General features: G+C 57.6%; 20 protein-coding genes. 15 read left to right on the forward strand and 5 right to left on the reverse strand.

Annotated elements, in window-relative coordinates:
- Window positions 1-370: 370 nt before the first annotated feature.
- From CGA21_RS14980 to CGA21_RS14990, 3 genes are all read left to right on the forward strand, one after another.
- Window positions 371-1,957 (forward strand): ABC-F family ATPase, encoded by a 1,587-nt coding sequence (locus CGA21_RS14980; RefSeq protein WP_033044478.1) that lies wholly within the window; start codon window positions 371-373, stop codon window positions 1,955-1,957.
- Between the two features lie 290 nt (window positions 1,958-2,247).
- On the forward strand, window positions 2,248-3,444 hold the full coding sequence (locus CGA21_RS14985; RefSeq protein ID WP_110747490.1) for an MFS transporter: 1,197 nt from the start codon (window positions 2,248-2,250) through the stop codon (window positions 3,442-3,444).
- A 154-nt stretch (window positions 3,445-3,598) separates the two neighbouring features.
- On the forward strand, window positions 3,599-4,021 hold the full coding sequence (locus tag CGA21_RS14990; protein WP_110747493.1) for a tail fiber domain-containing protein: 423 nt from the start codon (window positions 3,599-3,601) through the stop codon (window positions 4,019-4,021).
- 27 nt (window positions 4,022-4,048) lie between these two features.
- On the opposite strand, the gene CGA21_RS14995 is transcribed toward CGA21_RS14990, so the two are convergent.
- Entirely contained in the window at window positions 4,049-5,086 is a 1,038-nt protein-coding gene (locus tag CGA21_RS14995; RefSeq protein ID WP_188264498.1) for an alpha/beta hydrolase family protein, read from the reverse strand.
- A gap of 183 nt (window positions 5,087-5,269) precedes the next feature.
- Window positions 5,270-5,881 (reverse strand): FMN-dependent NADH-azoreductase, encoded by a 612-nt coding sequence (locus CGA21_RS15000; protein ID WP_110747498.1) that lies wholly within the window; start codon window positions 5,879-5,881, stop codon window positions 5,270-5,272.
- Window positions 5,882-6,013: 132 nt separating this feature from the next.
- Between CGA21_RS15000 and CGA21_RS15005 the strand changes: the two genes are divergently transcribed.
- Window positions 6,014-6,922 (forward strand): LysR substrate-binding domain-containing protein, encoded by a 909-nt coding sequence (locus tag CGA21_RS15005; RefSeq protein ID WP_110747501.1) that lies wholly within the window; start codon window positions 6,014-6,016, stop codon window positions 6,920-6,922.
- Entirely contained in the window at window positions 6,919-7,278 is a 360-nt protein-coding gene (locus CGA21_RS15010; RefSeq protein WP_110747504.1) for an MmcQ/YjbR family DNA-binding protein, read from the forward strand. The genes CGA21_RS15005 and CGA21_RS15010 overlap by 4 nt, the downstream gene beginning before the upstream one ends.
- Before the next feature lie 11 nt (window positions 7,279-7,289).
- Here the strand turns inward: CGA21_RS15010 and CGA21_RS15015 are convergent, their stop codons facing one another.
- Together CGA21_RS15015 and CGA21_RS15020 are read right to left on the reverse strand one after the other, a co-directional pair.
- Window positions 7,290-7,700 (reverse strand): DUF1294 domain-containing protein, encoded by a 411-nt coding sequence (locus CGA21_RS15015; protein WP_188264499.1) that lies wholly within the window; start codon window positions 7,698-7,700, stop codon window positions 7,290-7,292.
- A complete protein-coding gene (locus CGA21_RS15020) occupies window positions 7,697-8,527 on the reverse strand; it encodes an undecaprenyl-diphosphate phosphatase (RefSeq protein WP_110747510.1) in 831 nt (276 codons plus the stop codon). Before CGA21_RS15020 ends, CGA21_RS15015 begins: the two co-directional genes overlap by 4 nt.
- 286 nt (window positions 8,528-8,813) lie before the next feature.
- On the opposite strand from CGA21_RS15020, the gene pnuC reads away from it, so the two are divergent.
- The 8 genes from pnuC to CGA21_RS15060 all read left to right on the forward strand — a co-directional run bounded on the left by pnuC (window position 8,814) and on the right by CGA21_RS15060 (window position 15,661).
- Window positions 8,814-9,377 (forward strand): nicotinamide riboside transporter PnuC, encoded by a 564-nt coding sequence (pnuC, locus tag CGA21_RS15025; protein ID WP_110747513.1) that lies wholly within the window; start codon window positions 8,814-8,816, stop codon window positions 9,375-9,377.
- Window positions 9,374-9,898 (forward strand): AAA family ATPase, encoded by a 525-nt coding sequence (locus CGA21_RS15030; RefSeq protein ID WP_110747516.1) that lies wholly within the window; start codon window positions 9,374-9,376, stop codon window positions 9,896-9,898. The genes pnuC and CGA21_RS15030 overlap by 4 nt, the downstream gene beginning before the upstream one ends.
- Before the next feature lie 393 nt (window positions 9,899-10,291).
- Window positions 10,292-10,669, forward strand: a complete 378-nt coding sequence (locus CGA21_RS15035; RefSeq protein WP_110747519.1) for a hypothetical protein — start codon at window positions 10,292-10,294, stop codon at window positions 10,667-10,669.
- A 1-nt stretch (window position 10,670) separates the two neighbouring features.
- Window positions 10,671-11,243, forward strand: coding sequence for an adhesin (locus tag CGA21_RS15040; protein ID WP_110747521.1), 573 nt, complete (start codon window positions 10,671-10,673; stop codon window positions 11,241-11,243).
- A 51-nt stretch (window positions 11,244-11,294) separates the two neighbouring features.
- Entirely contained in the window at window positions 11,295-12,812 is a 1,518-nt protein-coding gene (locus CGA21_RS15045; RefSeq protein WP_188264500.1) for a heme utilization protein, read from the forward strand.
- A 61-nt stretch (window positions 12,813-12,873) separates the two neighbouring features.
- Window positions 12,874-13,554, forward strand: a complete 681-nt coding sequence (locus CGA21_RS15050) for a C39 family peptidase (protein ID WP_020797151.1) — start codon at window positions 12,874-12,876, stop codon at window positions 13,552-13,554.
- Window positions 13,555-13,587: 33 nt separating this feature from the next.
- Complete coding sequence (locus CGA21_RS15055) at window positions 13,588-14,334, forward strand: hypothetical protein (RefSeq protein ID WP_110747530.1); 747 nt, start codon at window positions 13,588-13,590, stop codon at window positions 14,332-14,334.
- Window positions 14,335-14,380: 46 nt separating this feature from the next.
- On the forward strand, window positions 14,381-15,661 hold the full coding sequence (locus CGA21_RS15060) for a hypothetical protein (RefSeq protein ID WP_033038538.1): 1,281 nt from the start codon (window positions 14,381-14,383) through the stop codon (window positions 15,659-15,661).
- A gap of 157 nt (window positions 15,662-15,818) precedes the next feature.
- Here the strand turns inward: CGA21_RS15060 and CGA21_RS15065 are convergent, their stop codons facing one another.
- Entirely contained in the window at window positions 15,819-17,144 is a 1,326-nt protein-coding gene (locus tag CGA21_RS15065) for a sigma-54 dependent transcriptional regulator (RefSeq protein WP_110747532.1), read from the reverse strand.
- A gap of 343 nt (window positions 17,145-17,487) precedes the next feature.
- Here CGA21_RS15065 and CGA21_RS15070 point away from each other — a divergent pair, with 343 nt between their 5' ends.
- Window positions 17,488-17,754, forward strand: a complete 267-nt coding sequence (locus CGA21_RS15070) for a hypothetical protein (protein WP_110747535.1) — start codon at window positions 17,488-17,490, stop codon at window positions 17,752-17,754.
- Between the two features lie 283 nt (window positions 17,755-18,037).
- Entirely contained in the window at window positions 18,038-19,327 is a 1,290-nt protein-coding gene (locus CGA21_RS15075) for a hypothetical protein (RefSeq protein WP_188264501.1), read from the forward strand.
- Window positions 19,328-19,364 lie beyond the last annotated feature (37 nt).

Here is a 19,364-nt window from a genome sequence, read left to right on the forward strand (position 1 = left end):
CAACGTTTGGCATCAGTGAAAGATGGCATTTTAGCCATCGTCCGTAACCAATTGTTAGCCTTGAAATGTGAAAATCTGTCCGTTGATACCGTCAATGCGTCGGTGCGGCCTTATTGCCCTATCGTTTATATGGCCAGACCAGTACAATCGCCGCCAAACTTTACGCGCCCCCCTTGGTTGATGACGGGAAATCCCGGCCTCAGCGCACTTCGACTCGGGCCAAGCGCTCCCAATGCTGCTGTCCACTTATTGCCAGATGGATCTTGCGCTGCTGACCGGGATGTACGTCCCATGGTCGAACAGCGTGAACGGGTACTGAATCGGTACTGCCGCAACCCTAGCTACTCTGAATGCTTCGCAGGAAAAACCTTTGATTTCTACAGCTAACATCACGATGCAGTTCGGCGCCAAGCCGTTGTTCGAAAACGTTTCGGTCAAATTCAACGGCGGCAACCGCTATGGCTTGATCGGCGCCAACGGTTGCGGCAAGTCAACGTTCATGAAGATCCTGGGCGGTGACCTCGAGCCGTCCGGCGGCCAGGTCATGCTGGAGCCGAACGTGCGCCTGGGTAAATTGCGCCAGGACCAGTTCGCCTACGAAGAATTCACCGTGATCGACACCGTGATCATGGGTCACGAAGAGCTGTGGAAGGTCAAGGCCGAGCGTGATCGTATCTACTCGCTGCCGGAAATGAGCGAAGAAGACGGCATGGCCGTGGCCGAGCTGGAAACCGAATTCGCCGAAATGGACGGCTACACCGCCGAATCCCGTGCCGGTGAACTGCTGCTGGGCCTGGGAATTCCACTTGAACAGCATTTCGGCCCGATGTCCGAAGTGGCGCCAGGATGGAAACTTCGGGTGTTGCTGGCCCAGGCCCTGTTCTCCGATCCGGAAGTGCTGTTGCTCGATGAACCGACCAACCACCTGGACATCAACACCATTCGCTGGCTGGAATCCATCCTCACGGTGCGTAACAGCACCATGATCATCATTTCCCACGACCGGCACTTCCTCAACAGCGTCTGCACCCACATGGCCGACCTGGACTACGGTGAGCTGCGCCTGTTCCCGGGCAACTACGACGAGTACATGACCGCGGCGACCCAGTCCCGCGAGCAGTTGCTGTCGGATAACGCCAAGAAAAAAGCCCAGATTGCCGAACTGCAAACGTTCGTCAGCCGCTTCTCGGCGAACGCCTCGAAAGCCAAGCAGGCCACTTCCCGGGCCAAGCAGATCGATAAGATCCAGCTGGCCGAGGTCAAGCCCTCGAGCCGCGTGAGTCCGTTCATCCGGTTCGAACAGACCAAGAAGCTGCACCGCCAGGCCGTGACCATCGAGCAGATGTCCAAGGGCTTCGATGGCAAGACCCTGTTCAAGAACTTCAGCTTCACCGTCGAAGCTGGCGAGCGCGTAGCGATCATCGGCCCGAACGGCATCGGCAAGACCACCCTGCTGCGTACCTTGATGGGCGAACTGACCCCGGATGCCGGCTCCGTGAAATGGACCGAAAGCGCAGAACTGGGCTACTACGCCCAGGACCACGCCCACGACTTCGAAGACGATGTCAGCCTGTTCGACTGGATGGGCCAGTGGACCCAGGGCGAGCAGATCATTCGTGGCACCCTGGGCCGGATGCTGTTCTCCAACGACGAGATCCTCAAGTCGGTCAAGGTCATCTCCGGTGGTGAGCAAGGTCGCATGCTGTTTGGCAAGCTGATCCTGCAAAAGCCGAACGTGCTGGTGATGGACGAACCAACCAACCACTTGGACATGGAATCCATCGAGGCGCTGAACCTGGCGCTGGAAAACTACCCGGGCACGCTGATCTTCGTCAGCCACGACCGTGAATTCGTATCGTCCCTGGCAACCCGCATCATCGAGTTGAGCCCTAACGGCGTGACCGACTTCAGCGGCACCTATGACGATTACCTGCGTAGCCAGGGCGTGGTGTTCTAAGAGCAGCCTGTAGGAGCGAGCATGCTCGCGATGGACGTTAACGTTAACGCGTGAAATCTGGATGAATGCGTTATCCGAACGTTTTAGATCATTCCCACGCTCTGCGTGGGAATGCAGCCCGGGACGCTCCGCGTCCCAATCCAGAGCCGAACGCGGAGCGTCCGTTGAGGCATTCCCACGCACCGCGTGGGATCCATCCAATTTCAAGCCAAATTACTTAGCCTGCTTTCTTTAGTTCCTCACCCAAGCCATCATGCAGTTCTCCTGCCGCCGCCCGCGAACGAGTCCTCATGTCTGCGCAAGAACAGCCACCGCAAAGCTCCATGGCGATCACCCTGCAGATCGTTTCCATCGTTTTCTATACCTTTGTCGCCTTCCTCTGCATTGGCCTGCCCATCGCGGTGCTGCCGGGATACGTCCATGAACAGCTCGGGTTCAGTGCCGTCGTCGCAGGGCTGACCATCGGCTCGCAATACCTGGCTACCCTGCTCAGCCGGCCCATGGCCGGGCGCATGTCGGACAATGTCGGTACCAAGCGCGCGATCGTTTATGGCCTGTCGGGGATTGTCCTGAGTGGCGGGCTGACGTTGTTGTCGGTGTTGTTGCAAAGCGCTCCTTTAATCAGCTTGCTGGTCCTGATCGCCGGACGCTTGTTGCTGGGCATCGCCCAAGGACTGATCGGGGTCGGCACTATCAGTTGGTGCATGGGACAGGTAGGTGCCGAACACACCGCGCGCTCGATCTCCTGGAACGGCATCGCCTCCTATGGAGCGATTGCCATCGGGGCGCCCCTGGGGGTGGTAATGGTCGGTCAACTGGGGTTTGCCAGCCTGGGTATCGCGCTGTCGGTGCTGGCCCTGGCGGCGCTGCTGTTGATTCGCAACAAGCCGTCGGTGCCGGTGGTGCGCGGTGAGCGCCTGCCCTTTTGGGCCGTATTCGGACGCATTGCACCGTTTGGCGCAAGCCTGAGCCTGGCTTCAATCGGCTACGGCACCCTCACCACCTTTATTACCCTTTATTACATCAATCGAGGCTGGAGCGGTGCGGCGTATTGCCTGACGGTATTCGGGGTGTGTTTCATCCTGGCCCGGTTGCTGTTCATTTCCAGCATCAGCCGATTTGGCGGCTTCCCGTCGGCCATCGCCTGCATGACTATCGAGACCATCGGCCTGGCGCTGCTGTGGCTGGCGCCTTCGACTGGCTATGCGTTGATCGGTGCCGGCCTCACCGGGTTCGGCTTGTCGCTGGTGTATCCGGCCTTGGGCGTCGAGGCAATCAAGCAGGTGCCTAACGCGAGTCGCGGCGCCGGCCTGAGCGCTTATGCGGTGTTTTTCGATCTGGCGTTGGCGATTGCCGGTCCGTTGATGGGTGCGGTGGCGTTGAACATGGGGTACGCGTGGATTTTCTTTTGCGCGGCGTTATTGTCCGTGATAGGACTTTGCCTCACTTTTTTGCTCTCACGGCGGGCAGCAAATACATTTACTTAAAAACCATGAGATAAACAACCATAACATTTAAAGTACGATCAACATGCAATATGCCGAATCGATTAATGCTAAGTGCCATCGTTGTTTTAATTACTAATTCCGTGAGAATTTAATTAACCGCACTTACATCCATATCGAAACAGGAAGAAATAAAATGCGCATATTGTCACTTGCCCTACTCGCCCCAGCACTGGCATTTTCCATGCACGCTACCGCCGAGGCTGAAGTCTCAAACCAGCAAATTTGCCATAATGGTAAATGCTGGGACCTTGGTGACATTGGTAGCGAATGCTGCCCATTCAGCGATGAAAAATTAAAGAAAAACGTCCAGCCCTTGGCAAACCCGACAGAGAACCTGCTCAAACTCCGTGGCGTAACATTCGACTGGAAACAAAACGACCAGGCTGACGTCGGCTTGATCGCTCAAGATGTTCAAAAGGTTTACCCGCAGTTGGTACGCACTGAAGGCGATCACCTGCAAGTGGACTATCAAAAACTTGTCGCACCATTAATTGAATCGGTTCGCGAACTCAATGCCAGAGTGCAAACCCTGGAAACAGCCTTGGCTAACAAGTAACGAATTATAAAAGCGCCTGCTCGCCATTCATTGATCGGCGGTCTGCATCCCGGCCCGCGTCGCTCTGCCCAATGTGCGAGAAAAAAAGCGTCCGGCTTCGGAGATCAGGTTACGGTGAATATCGACGCGATCGACACCGTCGGCATCGGTGCACAAGGCTGGCGTGACAACGATCTGCTCATCATTGCACGGAGCCATGAATACGAAGTGCCCGGCCCCGGCCAGCAGCTTGAAATCGGGGGCGACGGGCAGTTTACGCGCCAGGGCGGCGGCGTTCTTGTCGGGGTACACCAGCTTGTCGCCATCGCCGCTGTAAAGCAGTACCGGAACATGCACGTCGGCCAGGGTATGACGACCGAACTTCAGGCTCAGTGGCGCCATCAGCAGCAATGCATGGACGCGCGGGTCGGCTACCGGTTGCAAATCATCGCGGTCGACGATCAGTTCACCCTGGGTATTGCAGGCATCACGATCGTCCGGGCGTTCCTGGCAGTAGCGGCGCAGACGATCCAGGTCCGGAGTCGCGCCCGACAGTATCAATGCCGTCTCGCCGCCTGCCGAATAGCCAATGACGCCAACCTGCTCGGCATTGACATAAGGCGCGAGCATGGGATCGCCCAGGGTCGCGGTGATGGCTTCGGAGATCTGGATCGGCCGTCCGTACAAATTGCTCAAGGTGCCGAGGCGGCTGTGGTCTTTGGAGTTATCGCCTGGATGAATAACAGCGACCACCACAAAACCCTTGCGTGCCAGCGACGTGGCCAGGTCATGCAGGGCCAATGGCGTGCCGGTGTTGCCATGGGACAGCATCAGCATTGGAAACCGGCCCATGGCGACTTTGGTGTCTTCGCCGGCTTCGACGGTGTAGCCCTCGAGCCGGCTGGCGTGTTCCTTCTCGCTCGAAGGGTAGAAGGCAATGGCCCTCATCGGTTGCAGATCGAGTGGATCGAGAAAGCTCATTTCATGAAAACCGACGCTCCAGTGAGGATGCGGCGCAGGTGCTGCGCGCACTGAATTCAGGCTGGCGAGCAGACAGATCAGTAAAGCTGCACAAAGACGCACCATGGGATGCCCCACCTTGCTACGGAACGGAGACGTTAAGCCTCGACTGCATAACTCGGGCCACAATATTGCAAGCGCAATTAGTAATACTGAGAAACAAAAAACTCCGTATCTGCCACTTGCGTGAACAGAATACAGAGTTTTTTTTGGGATTGCCTGCAGCGACAGCAGGTCTTTATCCAAACCTTATGCGGCGGCGAACAGCTGCTCGCTGATTTGTGCCTGGGCATCACTCATCGCTTTACCGCGCACTTCATCACCGTAAGCCAGGCCGTGGGCACGGACGAATTCGATGTCGGTAATGCCGATGAAACCAAACAGCACCTTCAGGTAGTCTTCGTGGGCAACACCGGTTGCCTGGCCGGCGTGCAGGCCACCGGAAGTCGAAACGATCACCACTTTCTTGCCACCGCACAGGCCTTCAGGACCGGCTTCGGTGTAGCGGAATGTCTGGCCGGCGACGGCAATGCGGTCGATCCAGGCCTTCAATTGGGTCGGGATGGTGAAGTTATACATCGGCGCTGCAATCACTACGGCATCCGCGGCGAGGAACTCGGCCAGGGTAGACGCGCTCAGTTCGGCTTCGTGCTGTTGGGCGGCGTTGCGCAGTTCAGCCGTGGTACCCGCTGCAACCAGTGTGGTCGAGGAGAAATGGCTGATCGCGTCGGCTGCCAGATCGCGGTAGGTCACAACGGCGGACGGCTCGGCGGCTTGCCAGGCTTTGACGACTTCGCTACTCAGCTGACGGGAAGCCGAGTTGTCACCAAGAATGCTCGAATCGATATGCAGCAATTTCATGTGGGATCTCCAGGTGAGGATCGCCGTCAGGGGCGATCTGATGGAAACAATCCTACAGACCAAACCAATAACTGATTAGACTGCAACAATGCGATAGTTTGTCTCACTGGTAGAACGATCGAGAAAACGCCCATGCAAGACCTCAATGATCTCTATTACTTCGCCAAAGTCGTCGAGGCTGGCGGGTTCGCGGCCGCCGGGCGTTTACTGGGGATTCCCAAGTCACGACTGTCCAGGCGCATCGCCGAGCTGGAGGAGCGCCTGGGTGCACGTTTACTGCAACGCACCACAAGGCAATTGAAACTCACTGCCGTGGGCGAACGTTATCTGCGCCACTGCCAGGCAATGCTACTGGAAGCGGAAATGGCTGACGAAGCCGTGGCCAGTATGTCCAGCGAACCCCGTGGGCGCTTGCGGGTCTCTTCCCCGGTCGGCCTGGCTCACGAAATGCTGCCTGGGGTAATCAGCAACTTCCTGGAGAAGTATCCGAAAGTGCAGTTGGAGGTGATGCTGGTCAATCGACGCGTCGACCTGGTGACCGAAGGCGTGGACGTTGCATTACGCGTGCGCGAACCGGGTGATGAAGACCCGCTGTTAGTGACTCGCCGCCTGCGCCAGGCGCAGATGCTGATGGTTGCCAGCCCCGCCTTTCTCGAGGGGCTCGAGATCAATCACCCCGATGACCTGAAAAACCTGCCGGTACTTGGCGCCCTCGAACCCGATCGCCTGGTGCACATTGGCCTGGTCGATCGCCAGGGCAAAAAGCACGACCTGGCCCTAGAAGCGCGGCTGGGCATCGACGACTTCATCGTGCGCAAGACCTGCACACTGGCTGGCCAGGGCTTTACCACGCTGCCGATGATGTATTGCGAGCAGGAGCTGGCAAATGGCTCACTGGTACAGTTACTGCCCGAGTGGTCCCTGCCCGGGGGTTGGTTGCAAGCGGTCTACCCGCATCGACGCGGCGTGATGCCGGCCGTACGCGCCTGGCTCGACCACCTGATCGAAACATTCAATGCCTGTGGAGATCGCTTGATATGAAGGCAGGACGCATGAGCGAGGCCGACGTAGCGGCTTTCTGCCTGGCTTTGCCGGGTGCCCGTGAAGACTACAAATGGGGTGGCGTGCGGGTGTTTTCGATTGCCGGCAACAAGATGTTCGCCTTGCAGAACCTGCGCGGCGAGTCCCTGGCTTTCAAGGTCGACAAGGACCTGTTTCTGGGGTATTGCGACCGTCCCGGCATTCACCCGGCGCCTTATCTGGCCCGGGCACAATGGATCATCATGACCACGCCCTACCCGCTCGGCGCCGAGGAATTGCAGGGCTTGCTACAGCGTTCTCATCAACTGGTGGTGAGCAAGTTGCCCAAGCGCACGCAGGTCGGACTGTTGCTCTAGCAGCGCCTCGATCAGAGCAGTGAGAACAGCTGCGCCCCGAGGAACAGCTGGTCGATCCAGAACACCTGATGCAGCAGCACGATGATCCAGAACACCAATTGAAAGGACACCTTGCGCGTCTTGTGCCGAAACACTTGCTGCGCGAGCAAGGCGCCCGGCCAGCCGCCAGCGAATTCCAGCGCATGCAGGACGTTTTCCGGCGTACGCCAGTGATCAACGCGCGCTTTGCGCTTGTCGCTCCAGTACAGCAGGAACGCCAGCACGCTGACGATGCCGTAGGCCGCCAGGGGAATCAGCGACCCCCCTTGCAGCCACATCGACATCGAACCGAACAGCGGCAGCGCGCACACCATCGCAAACACCAGCAACTTCAGGCGCAGGTGGCGGATGTTTGCCCCGTTTCGCGCGCTGACGCCATTCATGGCTTGGCTGCGGTCCAGTCAACCCAACCGAATTGCCAGGTGGCCAGGATGAGCAAGCCGAAAGCAATGCGGTACCAGGCGAACACCGCATAACTGTGGCTGGCGATGAACATGAGCAAGCCTCGCACTGCGATCATCGCGAAAATGAACGCCGTGATGAAGCCAATCGCAAACACCGGGAAATCCGCAGGTACGAACAGGTCGCGGTACTTGTACCCCGAGTACACCGCAGCCCCCACCATGGTCGGCATGGCCAGGAAGAAGGAAAACTCGGTAGCAGTCTTGCGCGACAGGCCGAACAACAAGCCGCCGATGATCGTCGAGCCTGAGCGCGAGGTACCCGGAATCATCGCCAGGCACTGGGCCAGGCCGACTTTAAGGGCGTCTTTCCAGGTCATGTCATCGACGCTTTCTGCATGTACTTCGTGCTGGCGCTTTTCAGCCCACAACATGACGATGCCGCCCACGACCAATGCCGTGGCCACCGTGATCGGATTGAACAGATAGTGGTGAATCAAGTCGGCGAAAATCACCCCCAACACCACCGCCGGAAAGAAGGCAATCAGCAGGTTGGCGGTAAAGCGCCGGGCATTGGGCTGCGTCGGCAGGCCCACTACCACATCGAAAATCTTGCGACGAAACTGCCAGACCACCGCCAGGATGGCGCCGAGCTGGATAATGATGTTGAACGCCATGGCACGCTCACCACCGAAGTCGAGCAAGTCGGCGACAATAATCTGGTGCCCGGTACTGGAAATGGGCAAGAACTCCGTCAGCCCTTCTACAATGCCAAGAATCAAAGCCTGAAAGGCCGTCCAAAGATCCATCAATCCCCCAAAAGGCAATGCGTCGACGCATGCCCCGTTAATTTATTCAAAGCCGTTTACTGTAAATCAGCGTCGTTGAGTCCCGCGCGCACAAGCCTACGCAAAAATCTCCAGAGTTTTGTGAAAAATCAGTTTGATTTCAGGTTTTTGCGTGCGGGACGAAATCCTAGCAGACAAGTACGCCTAATGCTGTCGTGTTGCAGGCTCCGAGAGAGACGCTGCATCAAGCCTCTTCCCGGTAATCCGGTTACAATTCGCCCCCCTCTTCGATTTTCCAAGGAAACGTATGTCCGGGCTTGAACTGTTTGCCGCTACCCTCGGCGTCATTGCCGTCTGGTTGACGGTCAAGCAGAACCCTTGGTGCTGGCCGATCGGCCTGGTCATGGTGCTGATCTACAGCTGGATCTTTTTTGAGGTGAAGCTGTACTCGGACATGTTGCTGCAAGTGATATATGCCGCGCTGCAGATCTATGGCTGGTGGCAGTGGACGCGCGCAGGCCAGGCGCATCTTGGACGCGAGGTCAGCCGGCTGGAGGGGCAAGCAGTGGCTTCCGGGCTGGCCCTGGGCGCGCTCGGCAGCCTGTTGCTGGGCGCCGCCATGGCACACTGGACCGATGCCGCACAACCCTGGCTAGATGCCGCCCTCACGGCCTTCAGCCTGGTGGCGCAATGGTGGATGGCGCAAAAACGCCTGCAGTGCTGGCCATTGTGGATCGTCCTGGACTGCGTCTTCGTCGGTTTATTCCTCTATAAGGGGATGTACCTGACGGCTGCCCTGTATGGCCTGTTCACCCTGTTGGCCATTCAAGGCTGGCGGACATGGCGCAGCGACCCGGTGCTATGCCCATGAAGGTGCTGGTGCTGGCAGGACCGGAATCGAGTGGCAAAAGCTGGCTTTCGAGCGAGATTCACGCCAATTTCGGCGGCATATTGGTCGGCGAGTATGTTCGGTATTTCATCGAGAATGAAGCCCGGCTAACCTGCTACGAAGACATTACGCCCATAGCACTTGGCCAGCTTACGTGGGAAGATCAGGCACGGGCGAAACGGCCGCCACTGTTGATTCTCGATACGCACCTGTTAAGCAATGTACTTTGGAGTCGAACGTTGTTCGGCGCTTGCCCGTCGTGGATCGAAGGGGCTTTGCAGAAGCGCCATTACGACCTTCACCTGCTGCTGAGCCCGGATACCGTGGCCTGGCATGAAGACGGACAGCGTTGCCAACCGCAACTGGAAGAACGTCAGGAATTTTTCCAGGCCAGCCGCCAGTGGTTTGACCTGCATCGCCAGCCTTACCAGGTACTGCAAGGTGACTGGCAACAACGCAAGGAGATGGCGTTCGAGGCTGTGACACGCTTGCTACGCACCTGACAGGGCGGCCCCGCCCTGCCAGAAAATGTCCATTCCTGAAACACCTGACCCCGCGCAAACCCTCAAGCTAGAGCGATTCGAGCAGTTTCTCAAGAAAATGTTAAGCCGCTGATACAAAGCCCCCTAAACGCCCTTAGCAAGCAATGCCGCCAGCATGGACGGCACTTTCGCGCGGCTTTGTCTCAGTGACGTTACAAAGTGTTTTTCAACACCTCAACAGTTAAAGCCAAACCACTGTTATTAAAGAAAAAACAAAAACCGGCACACCTTCTGCTCTCTTCCCCTGCAACGCTGAAAAGGGCCAGCGTTCCACTTACAGAAGGAATTGCCGCCGTGGGGAAACTCCAGAACAAAATCCATAGTCTCCTGCTGGTCGGATGCACACTGAGTTCAATGGCCTGCCTGTCTGCACAAGCGGACAACGGCATTATCATCATCAAGCGTGATGTCCAGGTGCGCAACGCGACGAGTGCGCCGCTCGTTCCCGACCCTAACCCCACGACCGTCAACGCCAACCCGTCCAAACAGATCCTCGCTCAAACCAACGAGTTGAGTGACGGTGACTTTGCCGGCGTTGCCAGTGGTGCAGGCATCTCCCGGCTGGTGACGCAAAACACCAACAATCTGGGTGGCAATATCAGCACCCAGACCCAGCTTTCCAATCTCCCCGCCGGGCGTTCGGGCAATTCCGGCAGCGGCATTGCCAACATGGTCAATTCAAACGTCCAGCAGGGCCTGGGCGCTTTGAGAATCATAACGGGAGACCGTTAAGATGAATCGTACGCTGCTGCTGATCGCCATGTTTTGCAGTGCATCGACCTTCGCCCAATCTCCCGTCATCAATAACGCCGACATCGACGGTTCGGGCTCGCAGTACCAGGGCAACCTTGGGGTCAACCAGGCGGCCGGCGACCTGCAGCAGCAGGCGAATGCCAGGGCCATCGCCAATGGCCATGGTGCCAGCGCGACCACAGAGATTCGCCAACGGCTACGTACCATTGTCGACCCCAGGATGGATGCTCACTCGAGCATTCAAGGCGACTCCTTCAGCCATGGCAATGGCGTGCTGGGCGTCAACCAGAGCGCGGGCGCCAGCACCCAGCAAGCCAACGCCTTGCGTATCAGCATCGGTACGCAACCGCAAAGTATCGACGACAGCGTCCTCAGGCAGCAGAACGTGACGCTGTTCAACAACTCCGATCCAACTGACTCTGCACCAGGCTATCGCCAGGTCACTACCAGTGACCAGGCTTTCACCGGTAGCCGCGGGGTGATTCAGCTGAATCAGAGCGCCGGGGTGGGAAACCGAATGGCCAACACCCTCAGCGTACGGGTCGTGGATTGACCCAAACAGGTAATAACAACACTTAACCTAAAATAAGTACGGAGAATCACCATGAAACCTTCGATGGCATTAAAGCCTCTGGTTTTCGCAATTGCTGCGGTCATGGCTGTTGCTGTACAAGCTGGCGATCGCCGTGACCACCACAATGGTCATCACAACGGCGGCAACCAAACCCCTCCTCCAAAAATGATCCCTATCAGCGCGACTGCCACTGCTAACGACAGACAAAGCAATACCGGCAACCGCATCTGGAATGAAGGGGTAGAAAACTCAGCCGAAATGAGCAGTTCGGCCGCAGGCGCAAGCGGCAACGTCGGCGTCAACGTGGCTGCCGGTAACGGCAACCAGCAAGACAACGCTGCCGCCATCGCCAACGCAGCGTCCGACAACGCCGCGATCGACAACAGCTTCGTGTTCGGCACTGCCACTGCCAGCGCTGACGTCAGGCAAACCAGCAACCGTAACGTCGTCAACAACTTCGGCGTAACCAACTCTGCCGTGATGAGTGGATCCGCCGATGGCAGCAGCGGTAACGTGGGTGTCAACATTGCTGGCGGCGACCTGAACCAGCAGAAAAACACCATGGCAATTGCCAACACCAATGCCCCGCTGGGTAGCGCAAGGGCCACTGCCTCCGCCAATCAAGACGGTCCTGGCCTGATCGTGAACAACACCGCTGACCGCACCTATCGCGTGGACACCATTACGGTGACCAAAACCGCAAGCGGTAGTGCCTCTCGCGAGAAATCCTTCGAGGCTAGCGGCAGTCAAAGCGCTTCGTCGAGCTGGGCCGCTGCCGGGTCCAAAAACTCCAGTGCCAGCGGTTCCTTCAGCCTGGATGCAAGCGGTTCCAAGAGCAGTAATGCCAGCGGCTCCAACAGCAGCAGCGCAAGCGGTTCCAACAGCATGGCTGCCAGCGGTTCCAACAGCAGCTCTGCCAGCGGTTCCAACAGCAGCAGCGCTAGCGGTTCATCGAGTGCTTCTTTGAACGCTTCCCTGGATGCTTCCCTGGATGCGGCAGCTGCGTCTTCGAGCTCCACTACCGTCAACTACGGTTTTGGCGATCGCACCCGCAGCAGAGAGTCTGACGCATCGCTTACCGCATCGCTCAGCGCATCGCTTGACGTGTCGGTAGACAAATCGTACGACAAATCGCGCGAATCCTCGTTCGACAGATCTCGTGATTCCTCGTTCGACCGGTCTTACGACTCTTCGTACGAGAAAAATCGTGAATCCTCGTACGACAAATCGCGCGATTCGTCGTTCGAGAAATCGTTCGATACTTCGTTCGAGAAAGCGAACGCCTCCTCGTACGATAAGTCGGGCAGCAAGTCGTCCGAATCCGAGTACGCAAAAGCGAAAAGCTGGAGCGAAAGCAGCTCTTATGATTTGAGCAACACCTACTCTTATCAAGTGCTGACTCCAACCGGCTGGGCCAACCCTGTAACCAACACTGCAACCCTGAGCGGTTCGGTGAACGGCGGCAGCGGCAACCTGGGCGTCAACGTGGCTGCTGGTGTGGGCAACCAACAAAGCAACTCGTTGGCCATCTCCAACCAATCGTTCTAATGCTGTCAGTCGAGGCCCCCTTCCGGGGGCCTTTTCAACCCAACCAGAAGGCGTCCCCACCATGCGTATTATCGCCTTGGCAATCTTGCTTTGCGTGTCCAGTGTGATCGAGGCTGCGCAACTGCCGCTGTCCGTCCTGCCAGGCGGTGCGGTGGTGTACAAGCCGATCCAGAGCATTCGCGAGCGCAAGTTTGCCGACCTGGTGCAGCAGAAAACCGATTTCAGTTGCGGCGCCGCTGCGCTGGCGACCATTTTGCGCCAGGCCTACTGGCTTGACGTAGACGAAGAACAGATCATCGAAGGCATGCTGTCACATTCCGATCAGGATCTGGTTCGCGTCCAGGGCTTCTCCATGCTCGACATGAAGCGCTACGTGGAAAGTCTCGGGATGCGGGCGCGTGGCTATCGTGTATCACCTGAATCTTTGAAGGAGATCAGGATTCCCGTGGTGGTACTCATGGACATCCGTGGCTACAAACACTTTGTGGTCATGCAAAGAGTCCATAACGACTGGGTCTATATCGGCGATCCGGTACTCGGGCACAAACGCTACAAAGTCGATGACTTTATCAAAGGCTGGAACGGCATCATCTTTGCCGTCATCGGCCAAGGCTACGACAAAAATAATGCATTGCTCGACCCGCCTCTGCCGCTGACTGCCAAGAACCGCGTCAATACCTTCAGCCCGGTGCAGGACGCGGAGTTGATGGATTTCGGCTTCATACAAAGTGACTTCTTCTAATAACAAGCGAGCATGATGCTCCGGGAGTATCCAATGAAGACTCCAATCTGGCTGGCCGTCGTTTGCCTGGCCGCCAGCCTGCCGATCCATGCAGAAATATTGAAACCCATTGAGTTGAACGATCAGGAACTGGCAAGCCTGCGCGGGCGTTATGTCTTGCCGGGACGGATCATCAGTTTCGGTATTGCCATGACCAGTACCTGGCAAAACGCCAACGGGGAAGTGATCGGGGCAACGTCCTCGATGCAAATTCAACAGTCGACCATCAAGCCACAATTCTATGTGTCGTTGATCGACGAAAAAGGCACTGGCTCAGCGCGTACCCAAAGCACCGGCACTGGCACGGTCACCGGCGGTGGCGGCCTTAACAGCACCGAAGGCGTCACTCAAGTCGTGAGGGCTGCCGGCGACAACAACAGTGCCTACAACAACGTCGATATCAACGTTACCAAGGCCAACCAGGCGCCAGCCACGCCACAGCAGGGCCAGGCACTTGCCGCGGGCTCGACCTTGGTCGGCTCCAATGGCGCGGGCACGCTGAGCGTTTCCTCGAGCGGTTCTGGGGTACAACTTAACATCATGGCCAACAACAACCAGGGCAGCACCATGCAACGCCTGGCCCAGGGCGGGTTGATGCAGAACACGACGTTGCTCGGCAATAGCAACCAGGTCAGGAACCTCACATCGTTGAATGTCGTGCTGCGCGACAACATGGCGACAGCCGGCTCGTTGAACGGCAACCTGGACCAGCTCAAAGGTCTTCGCACTCAAGGATTCTGATCTACGCTCAGTCTCATCATCTGTAGTCAGAAGGGACGGCTAACCCATGCACCGATCGTTAACGTTCAGAGTTATCGTTTGTCTGAGTAGCCTGGCACCGGCCCCATTGCTATACGCAGCACCGGACCCCCAGGTAGAAGCACTAAAACAAGAACTCATGGAGTTGAAACAGCGTTATGAAGCACAACAGAACGCGCTGATGGTTCTCGAACAGCGCGTTCGACAAGTCGAAGAAGCTCCTGCGACACCTGCGCCCAAACGCCTGACCAAATCCCCCGCGGAATCGCCCAATAGTGGCCAGAAGGTGGCTACCGGCGCGCCCGGAACCACGGGCAGCTCCTACGGGCAGTCGCTCAAGGATGACTCGGAACCGGCGCAAAGCGTTTCCAACCTGTACGACGAAGCCAGCGGGTTCTTCGGCGGTGGCAAGTTCAGCGTCGAAACCGGCCTGACCTACACGCACTACGATACCCGTGCGCTGACGCTCAACGGCTTCCTGGCACTGGACTCGATTTTTCTCGGCAACATCAACCTGGACCGTATCAAGGCTGACAACTGGACACTGGACCTGACCGCCCGCTACAACGTAGCGCAACGCTGGCAGTTCGACATTAACGTCCCCGTGATCTATCGCGAGTCTACGTACTCCTCCGGTGGCGCCGGCGGCGCCGCCAACGGGGTTTCAGACGAAACCGTTACCCGCGACCCGGCCATCGGCGATGTGAACGTTGGCGTGGCCTACAAATTCCTCGACGAGTCGGCCAACTTGCCCGACGCGGTGGCGACACTGCGCATCAAGGCGCCAACCGGGGAAGACCCTTACGGCATCAAGCTGATCGAGGTCCCGGGCAACGATAACCTCGCGGTACCCGAAGACTTGCCGACCGGCAATGGTGTCTGGTCGATCACCCCGGGGATCTCGCTGGTCAAGACCTTCGACCCGGCCGTGCTGTTCGGCAGCTTGGCCTACACCTACAACATGGAGGACTCTTTCAGCGACATCAGCCCTCAGGTCAATTCCAAGGTGCCCGGGGACGTGAAACTGGGCGATTCCTGGCAGATTGGCGCCGGCATTGCCTTCGCCTTGAACGAGAAGATGAGTATGTCGTTCTCCTTCACCGATCAGTTCGCACGCAAGAGCAAGATCAAGCCGGATGGCGGCGACTGGCAATCGATCTCCAACAGCGACTACAACTCGGCCAACTTCAACATCGGCATGACCTTGGCCGCCACCGACAACCTTACGATCGTTCCCAACCTGGCCATCGGCCTGACCGACGACTCGCCGGACTTTTCCTTCAGCCTGAAATTCCCGTACTACTTCTGACCCACGACAAAGCCCCGTTGCGATTTCAATCGCAACGGGGCTTTTACTGTAGGAGCGAGCATGCTCGCGATGGTCCTCAACGATTACGCGGGAAGCCTGGCACCCCCGTGGTGTCCTGTGGTCCATCGCGAGCATGCTCGCGCCTACAGTATTGTGTTCAGCGAATTTGATGCTTGTGCAACAACCGGTAGAAGGTTGGCCTGGATATCCCCAAGACCTTGGCGGCAATGCTCAGGTTGTCGCTGTGGCGGTTTAGTACATCACACAAGGCCTGGCGCTCTGCCCGGTGCTTGTAGTCTTCCAGCGTGCCCATCGGCGCGGCAACGGTGTGATGGCTGATCAGCCCGAGGTCTCGCGCTTCGATCTGCCGGCCCTCGGCCAGCACCAACCCGCGCCGCACCCGGTTGGCCAGCTCGCGCACATTGCCCGGCCAGTCATGTTTGCCCATGGCTATCAGTGCGTCTTCACTGAAGCTGCGGGGACGGCGGCCCGTTTCGTGGCTGTAGAAATGGGAAAAATGGTTGGCCAGCATCGACAGATCGCCATTGCGCTCACGCAGGGGCGCGGTCGCGACTTGCAACACGTTCAGACGATAATACAGGTCTTCGCGAAAGCCTTTTTTTTCGATCGCCGCCTCAAGATCGACATGGGTTGCCGCCAATACCCGCACATCCACCGGAATCGGCTGACTGCCGCCCACCCGCTCGATGTGTTTTTCCTGGAGAAACCGCAACAGGCTCGCCTGCAGTTCCAGGGGCAGATCGCCGATCTCGTCGAGAAACAGCGTGCCACCGTTGGCCGCTTCGATCCGCCCGACCTTACGTTGATGGGCCCCCGTAAAGGCCCCCTTCTCGTGGCCAAACAGCTCGGACTGGATCAGGTGCTCGGGAATAGCCCCGCAATTGATCGCGACAAAAGGTTTGTTGTGGCGCAGGGATTGTCGATGCAGCGTACGCGCCACCAATTCTTTACCAGTACCGCTTTCGCCACGAATCAACACCGGCGATTCAGTGGGTGCCAGCTTGCTCAGTAACTTGCGCAATTCGCGTATGGGCTTGCTGTCGCCAAGCAGTTCGTGCTCGGGTTGATCGATATGAACCGTGCCCTGTCCGCGCAGCCGCGCCATGCCAAAGGCCCGACCCAACGTGACCTGGACCCTGGAGACATCGAATGGCAAGGTATGAAAATCGAAAAACCACTCGCAGACAAAGTCCCCGACATTCTGTAGCCGCAGGACATCCTGATTGAGTACAGCGATCCACTCGGTACCGCTGCGGCTGATCACCTCTTTGACGGTATCCGGATGCTCGAGGTGAAAGGGCTGTAATCGTAGCAAGCCCACGTCGCAACTACGATCGGCGGCGTTGTCCAGCGAACAGCTATCAACGTCCCATCCCACGGAGCGTAATCCCGGCAACAGACGATGGCAGTCGTCGCAGGGATCCACCACTAATAAACGACGTAACGCAGGCGCTTCGTTCATGTGATTTCCTTGACGCCAAATTTTAGGATTTTTTATTAAAAACAGTCATTTGGCGGACCTGGCTGTAACGTTAGCAAGAATTTGACGGGCGCTTGTACCGTTTGACTATAGGGCTTCTAGATAAAGAGTTATAAGAAGCGGGATTTTCCAGCCATCTGACGAAAGTTTTCTTTCATTACGCTTTCAACGCGAGGCTGTATCCTTGGGATGCGAAAGAAAGTTGAAATTTCTTTTGCTTGAGTGTGACCTGAACCCCGGTTGCGGGCATCAGTACAAGTAACCAGCCGAACGGTAAGCCCAACCGACGGCTATTGACTTGACTGGGCCTATAGAGAGACGACCTATGAACGCCCCACTCCGTGTCAACGAAGCTCTTTTGATTGCCGACCGCGCATTTAAACCGTTCAAATGCGTGGCCTGGGCCCCACAAGACGGTAATGGCGAACTGACCCTGACCGTTATCGATCGCACCAATAACAATATTGGACGCACGCAGATCCCGAGCAGCGCCTATACCGATCCAGCGCAGCTTGAGTGCTTGCTGCAACAGGCCCGCGCCGAGCTGAGCGAAGAAGGCTACACCCTGCAATCATGGTCGATGCCGCAATAACTGTAGGGCGGATTACGCCAGGTAATCCGCATCCCTGGCTGGAATTAGTTGGCCTTTTTTTCACGCCAAGCGCACGCAAGACGCTTTCTTACTTGAACTTCGACGCGTCCTTAATTCTTTGCTGGCTTGCCATTGGTTCGAAAAGACACTGTTGTGGCACACAACGACCCTCCGCCTGTTAGTTCTAACAGTTGTGCATTTAATCATTCAGGGATTGAATATTCTCTAGACAGTCGCCACCGCCCAACTTCTGGATAAGGACGACTCGCAAGGAGATGCGTGCATGTCAATCCAGTCTGTATTGGCTTTCCCGGCAACCGTCCGTGATGCTGGAAAGCTCGACACGACCTTCGCTGCCAAAGGCACCGCCCAGGTGTATTTCTTCGGCAGCACTTCAAGCCTGGCCAACGACATCGCGATTGATTCACAGGGCCGGCTATTGGTGGCGGCCAAGGTGACGATGCCGGGTGGCAGCCGCTTTGGCCTGGCGCGTTTGCTCAGGGACGGTTCAGCGGACCTGGCTTTCGGCAAACAAGGCAGCGTCATCGGGCAATTCGAACCGGGCTTCGAGGCCATGGCAGGCAAGGTACAGGTGCTGCCCAATGGGCACATCTTGATCGTCGGCCTGCAATACGAAAGCGAACACCGCACACTCCCCGCGCTCGCGCTGTTTGACTCGCTGGGCCAACCGGTCCGGCGTTTTGGCGACAATGGCCGTTGCGTCGTGCGGCTGCCTGGCAACTTTTCCCAAGGCATGCGCGATGTCTGGCTACCTCCGGGCGTACCAGGCGCCGAGGCCTGCGGCGTCGACGTGCAGGACGACGGTCGCATCCTGTTGGTAGCCAATCATCACTTCGAACTCGCCGATCATGCCGCCATGCTGATACGGCTGACCGCAGAGGGCGCGCTGGACAACAGCTTCAATGGCCGCGGCTTTGTGATGGTCAGGCACCTGCTGATGAATACCTGGCTCAGCAGTGTGACGGTGCAAGGTGACGGTCGCATCCTGGTGGGTGGCTCGATCAATTTCCCGGAAGAAGGCCTGGTGGCCCGCTATCATGCCGATGGCAGCCTGGACAGCAGTTTTGCCCTGGATGGCTTCATGAGTTTCATGGCAGGCGGACACAGTGCCCAAGTCAGCCAAATCGTCCAGCAGGCCAACGGCGACGTGCAATGTTTTGGCAGCAGCCGCGAACCCATGCGCTGCCTGGCCCTGAAAATGCACGCCAATGGACGTCCGGATCATCATTGCAATGGCGGTCAGGCGCAATTACTGGAAGTCGGTCGCAGCGGTTGCCAATGGACTGCCGCGCAGATACAGCCGGACGGCAGCGTGTTGACCGCCGGTGCCACCATTGGCGGCGTCGAGGCCGACTTTGTATTGGGCCGATACCTGCCGGGCGGGCAGCTCGATGGCGACTTTGGCGACGGCAGCGGATTTGTACGCACCCGACTGGGCCGCAGCCTTGACACGGCCACTTCGATCGCGGTGCAGGATGATGGCAACATCCTCGTCGGTGGCTATTCGCTGGACGGCAGTTATCGGGCAATCGTCGCACGCTACCTGGGCTAACTCGATAGACTTTTCCTACGCTTGATCTTCTGTTCGG

This window comes from Pseudomonas sp. PSB11, from assembly GCF_014596605.1.
Classification (GTDB): domain Bacteria; phylum Pseudomonadota; class Gammaproteobacteria; order Pseudomonadales; family Pseudomonadaceae; genus Aquipseudomonas; species Aquipseudomonas umsongensis.